Origin of the sequence: Pseudomonas emilianonis (genome assembly GCF_023072625.1) — a bacterium.
Taxonomy (GTDB): Bacteria; Pseudomonadota; Gammaproteobacteria; order Pseudomonadales; family Pseudomonadaceae; genus Aquipseudomonas; species Aquipseudomonas paraveronii.
Genome location: NZ_JAKNRV010000317.1, coordinates 1 through 6,068 on the forward strand (window position 1 = coordinate 1; position 6,068 = coordinate 6,068).

Consider the following 6,068-nt stretch of genomic DNA (forward strand, 5'->3'; position numbering starts at 1 on the left):
GGTGCTGTCGAGTACGCGGTCGGTCCAGTCTTCGAGGGTCAGGTGCTGCTCATCCTCACGCGGGCCGTAAGGCAGGGTCCACCAGGTTTTCTGCTCGGTGTTGCCGTGGGCGTCGATACGCATCCAACTGGCCGGCGGCAGTTTCTCGATGCCGGCCAGCAGCGTGCGCGGCGCGGGCACCACGGCGTGGAAGTTCAGGTAATGGTTGAGCGCCACCGGATCGAGGATCGGGTTGATATCGCCGCCCTTGAGCAGAGCCGGCAACGTCGAGGCAAAGCGCAGGCGCTGGCCGGTGCGCGACAGGTACAGCGGCTTCACGCCGAGACGGTCACGTGCAATAAACAGACGCTGGGCATCGCGCTCCCAGATGGCAAACGCAAACATGCCGTTGAGCTTGGGCAACAGGGCTTCGCCCCAGGCGTGGTAGCCCTTGAGCAGCACCTCGGTGTCGCCGCCGGAATAGAAGGCGTAGCCCAAGGCTTCCAGCTCCTGGCGCAGTTCCGGGAAGTTATAGATCGCGCCGTTGAAGGCCAGGGACAAACCCAGCTGCGCATCGACCATCGGTTGGGCAGAACCGTCCGACAGGTCCATGATTTTCAGGCGCCGATGGCCCAGGGCAATCGGCCCTTGGGCATGGAAGCCCCAGGCGTCGGGGCCGCGTGGGGCCAAGTGATGGGTGATGCGCTCAATCGCAGCCAGGTCGGCAGGTTGGGCATCGAAACGTAGTTCTCCAGCTAATCCGCACATAAATTCCTTACCGGTTTTTCCGTTGGGGAGGTTCAACACTCAATACGCCCAAAGGGCGCGTACCCAGAAACTGACACGGGCAAATCAACGGAGTTTTAGAACGATCTGTTATAAGGCAAAGAGCCTTGACTGCTCGGGCGCGACCCTGCGCCGCGCGTGGCGGCGGATTCGCGGGCGGTAAATAGGCCTGGTAAACATACAAATTTTGCGCGGTTTGGTGGGGCAACCGCCCCGGTTTTTGCGTCATTCGGCGCAGGCGTCGGGCTTATTGTTGAGCGTCATTACTCAATGCAATAAGGAAGGCTCCCGATGGCCGAATCACAGGATTCAGCTCAAACCCCCGCGCCGGTGACGCAAGACGACATCACCGCCACACTGTTGGAGATCACCGCAGACCTGGACAAAGCCCAAGTGCTGCAAGAGAAGTTGCCCGCCTGGTGGATCGACGCCGATACCCAGACGCGCCAGGCCCTGCAAGATGCCCATGCAGATAGCCAGCACCCTCACGAACAAGCGGCGCGCCTGTTGGCGCGGGTCAAATCGCTCAAGGTTTTTTGCGCCGAACGGCTCCAGGCATTTTTGACCAGCAAGGGGCATGCGTCGTTGGATATCGAGCACGACATGCTGGAGGTGCCCCGGCGTTCTTACAAAATGAAAGCCCCTATCGGCCCGGCGATTGAGGTGATCAAGACTGAGCGACACAGCCTGCTGCAGGCGGCCATGCAGAACTTCCCGCAGGCGCTTGCCGAGCCCGGTGGGATGCCGCAGGGATCGGTCATTCGTGCGGGCCAGACGGTCGTTCAAGGACTCAGCGCCGAAACCTTCGTGGGCTACTGCCGGGAACTGGACCTCGGTGCCGCCTATCAACAGCATCTGCGGGAGGTGTTCAACCTGTCTGCCCCCGGCGACTCGGTGGCGGCTGAGCGCGGTTACAACCCGGCTGTCTCGACCCTGGGGCAAGCCAGGCGCATGGACATGCAGACCGATCTGCACATCGCTTATGCGAAGGGCGATATCAGCCAGTCGACCTACGCGGTATTGCTGGCGCTGATCAAGGCGAATGCCCCCGCCGACCAGATGCAACATCTGCTGTTTCACGGTAAACCGCTGGTCTGGCAGGGGCTGAATATCGGCGGAAGCTGCGTGTGGGGCGTGATGGTATTGGCCCACGCGGCGACAGATGGTTTTTCCTCGGGTCCGGTGGTGCTCTACATGCCCAATGAGCCGCTAAGGCCCTGGTACGAGTACCCGTCGCTGGATGACTTCAAGCAGTACCTGACGCTCAAGCTCCAGGTGCAGGCGTATCGGCGCTTCTTTACCGGCTACCTGGACGAGTCGGAACGCTTCGGGTTTTTCCAGCGATTTGACCAGCGCCGAACCCTGGCGCGTCTGGAGCCGGTGGCGGAGACGGGCAATCTGTCGAGCTTCTTTTTCAACGTCGGCACCGGCAAGTTGCTGCTGGACGCGCACGTGCTGGCGGTGCCCACGGCGCAGGCGGATGAAGACGCCCGTCAGCAGCGTCTGCAGAGCTACCTGGACGCCGGCTTGACCGTGCTCAACGTCGCCGGTTTTGTGGTGCCGGTGGTGGGGGCCTTGATGACCGGGATTGGCATCGGCCAGTTGCTCGGCGAAGTGTTTGAGGGCATCGACGACTGGAATCATCGTGAAAAAGCCGAGGCGCTCGGGCATTTGCTCAACGTGGCTGAAAGCATGGCGGGTATGGCCCTGTTTGCGGCAGGTGCAAAGGTGTTTAGTGCGGCCAAGCGCCTGGTCACCCGGCCGGTGGATTTTTTTGACGGCATGGAGGCCGTCAAGCGGCCCGACGACAGCGCATGGTTATGGCCGCGTCGGCCCCGCGCCTATCGTCAGCCCCCGGACGTGATCGCCGGCACCGTGGCTAACGGCGCGGGCGTGTATCAGGTCAACGGGAAGTTCTACGTCAAGATCGAAGGCGGGGTGTATTCGATGGTCTTCGACACCCACGCCAAGCAGTGGCGAGCCACGCACCCGCTGCACAGCGAGGCCTATCGTCCGGTGCTTGAGCATAATTTGACGGGGGGCTGGCGGTTTGAGTGGGAGCGGCCCGAGGAATGGGAAAGCCCGTCATACATCATCAAACGCTTGCATCCCGCGCTTGGGGCGCTGAGCGATGAGCGCTTGAAGGAGATTGCGAGCATTACCGACCTGTCGTTGTCCGAGTTGCGTTACCGGGCGGTGGAAAACCTGCCATTACCGGAGCGCTTCAAGGAGGGGGTGGCGCGTTTCATACAAGAGCAAAAAGTGCGTGACCTGACCTGGCAGCTTGAACACCAGGCGCAGTTGGATATCGGTACGGCACGCACCCAGATGTTCGCATTGCCGTATATGGCCGGTTGGCCCAGCGGGCGCTTCTTCGAGGTGCTGGACAACGAGGGCAACTTGCTTGAGCGCTACCCGGACGTAGCACCCTTTGATTATGACGACCTGAGCATCCACATCACCAAGCAACAGTTGGAAAACGGCGAGGTGATGCCCACGCTGCTGTCCGCGTTGGACGCTGATGAAACCCAGGCATTGCTCGGTGGGGTGGTGGAAGCTGATGAGGCCGAGGCGACGTTGAAACGGCGCTTGCTCGCCTCGCTTCAGGTCACTCATCGGCAGGTGTATGAGCAGTTGTATCAGGACGCCGACGTGATCACCCACAGCGATCATGGCTTGCTCAAGTCACACTATCCGCGCTTGCCCAATCGCATCGCCTGGGAGCTGCTGTCCAAGACTTCGAGCGTGGAACTCGGGCGTTTGCGTGAGGCCGGTCGGGTGCCGCTGGCGCTGGCGCAACAGACCCGGGAGGCGTTGCAACTGCTTGAGGAAGATCAGGCGCTCAGTGGTTTGTACTGGCCACGCCAAGGCAGCGAAGCCACCCAGCGTCTGGTGGTCGGGCTGCTGGCGCGAGTACCCGATTGGCCGCAGGCGATGTCGCTGCAAGTGCGCCGCGAAACGCTCACGGGTGAGCTTATTGCGCAACGTGGCGCGTCGGGCGCGGCGTTGCGGCGCACTGTCGTGACATCTGCCAAGGGCTGCCAGGCATTTGATGGGCATGGTAAGGCCTTGGGCACGCTCGCCACCGGCGAGGAGGGTTTTTACCAGGCCCTGACGGACACGTTGTCGGCCGATCAACTGGCCACGCTGAAGCTGAACGGCGGGCAGCGCGGCGCTTTCTTGCGGCATGATCTGCTGGCCAAGGCTGAAACGGAGCGCAAGACGCTGGCAAGTTGCCTCTGGCCGGAGCGCCCGGTACCCAAACCAGCGCTGGCCTGTATTCAGGCGGTATTGGAAGACCCGCCGGCGCAACCGGCCGCACTGATGCGCAAGGCACGCAAGCTCTACCCCAGGCTGGATTCACGCCAGCTCTCACGGTTGCTGCAGGAACTGGGCCCGGATCATGTGTCGCGCGCCAAGGCCGTCAAAGGGTTGGAAGGACAACTCAAGGTGCTGTTGCTGACGTTGAAGCGCTGGTCTGACGACAAGGCGGCGACGAAAGATATGTCTCGCTCTGCCAGGAAGGACTTTCGCTCGGCTCGCCAATCGGTCATGAAGGCCATTGAGCGCAGTTGGAAACGCAAAACACTGCTGCCCGATGAGAAGGGGCAGGTATTTGGCCTGAAATTGGACGCCATGGCGACGGGCCCGTTGCCTCAGTTGCCTGCCGAAGTTGATTTCGCCCATGTCCGCGTGCTGTCGCTCAAGCACATGGCGCTCAACAATGACGTTACGCAGTTCCTTGGGCACTTCAAGGGGCTGCAGACGCTCGACCTGATGGGCAACAAGCTGACCGACCTGCCGCAGACGCTGGAGCAGATGCCCGGGTTGCAGCGCTTGTACCTGAGCGACAACCAACTGCAACTGACCGAAGCCTCCCGAACGACCCTGGCGGGTTTGACCGAACTGCGGCTACTGGACCTGAACCGCAACCCGCTGCTGAACGCGCCGACGATCAGTCGGATGCTGGATTTGCAAACACTGTTCCTCAATAGCTGCTCGCTCAGGGAGCTGCCTGTCGGTCTACGACGGCCGCCGTACCTGGAAACGGTGGACCTGCGTGGCAATCGAATCACGCAGTTGCCGCAATGGCTGGCCGATGTCCCGCGTGGGGTTGCACGCACGCTCAACCTTGGGGACAACCCCCTTGACACCTCCAGCCGGCAACTGGTGAGCAACTACCGAAACCGCGTCGGCGTGGGCATGGGTTTTCTGGAAGATGACATTGCCCGTATGACCGAGCAACGGGCGCAGGAGCTCTGGTTGAAGGACGTGGGCACGCTGTTTACCACCAAACAGTCCACCTGGACCGCGCTCAGGGCGGAACCTGGCTCCGATGGGCTGTTCAACCTACTGGCCGGGCTGGGGGGCACCGCTGATACCAAGAAGGTCCGCGAGGACATGAGTCGGCGTGTGTGGTGGGTGCTGGACTCGGCCGAAACCGATGCCGGCTTGCGCCAAGAAATCTTTGAGCGCGCCGCTACTCCGCTCAATTGTGATGATGCCGCGGCCGCGAGTTTCAGCAATCTAGAAGTGCTGACGCATATTCACGAGGCTTCAAGGTCGGTCGAGGGCGGTCAGTTGACCGCCGAACCGTTACTGCATTTCGGCCGGGGATTATTTCGGCTCGACCAACTTGAGCGTTATGCCCGGCGTCATAGCGAAGATCACCCCAGTGCTGACCCGCTGGAGGTGAGCCTGGCCTTTCGAAAAGGCTTGGCCGACAGGTTTCACCTGCCGGGCCAACCCAAACATATGCGTTTTGAGAGCTTGGCTGAGGTGACGTCCCAGCACTTGACGGAAGCCGCTGACGAGCTCCGCGCAGCCGAGAACTCAAGCGAGTTGTTGAATTATCTGGTTGAGTTGCCGTTGTGGACGGGCTATTTGAAGAAAGCCAACAGTGTGCCGCTCGACCGCTTGACCAAGCCGTTCGACGAACGGATGCAGGCGGTGTTTGATCAGGGCGAGACGTTGGGTGATGCCGACTACCGCGAGCAGATGAACGTGATTTTGCAGGCGCGGGCGCAGGTTGAGTCCACCGAGATCAGGCGCCAGACCGAAGAGGCACTCAAACCCGGTGCGCTGACCGCCTGCCCGCTGCCGTTGTTATGACCCGCTAGTGCCGCGGATCAATGCACGCAAGGCAAATCGATTCGGATGGCAGGCGTCGGCCACGCTTTTGGGCAGCGGCAAGGGTTCATCGTCCAGCCAGGCCGCCAGCAATTCAGCGCACAGCGGCGCGGTCACCAGGCCGCGCGAGCCGTGGCCGCTGTTGATGTACACGCCGTCGAGCCACGGGCACG

General features: G+C 61.7%; 2 protein-coding genes and 1 pseudogene. 1 reads left to right on the plus strand and 2 read right to left on the minus strand.

Features of this window, described 5'->3' with window-relative positions; genetic code table 11:
- A pseudogene (locus L9Z73_RS23660) lies at positions 1 to 747 on the minus strand (N-acetylglutaminylglutamine amidotransferase); the annotation flags it as partial.
- 309 nt (positions 748 to 1,056) lie between these two features.
- Here L9Z73_RS23660 and L9Z73_RS23665 point away from each other — a divergent pair.
- On the plus strand, positions 1,057 to 5,877 hold the full coding sequence (locus L9Z73_RS23665) for an NEL-type E3 ubiquitin ligase domain-containing protein (protein ID WP_247406210.1): 4,821 nt from the start codon (positions 1,057 to 1,059) through the stop codon (positions 5,875 to 5,877).
- On the opposite strand, the gene L9Z73_RS23670 is transcribed toward L9Z73_RS23665, so the two are convergent.
- Positions 5,872 to 6,068 (minus strand): hypothetical protein (locus L9Z73_RS23670; protein ID WP_247406213.1); only part of this gene is annotated, 197 nt, incomplete at its 5' end. The genes L9Z73_RS23665 and L9Z73_RS23670 overlap by 6 nt on opposite strands.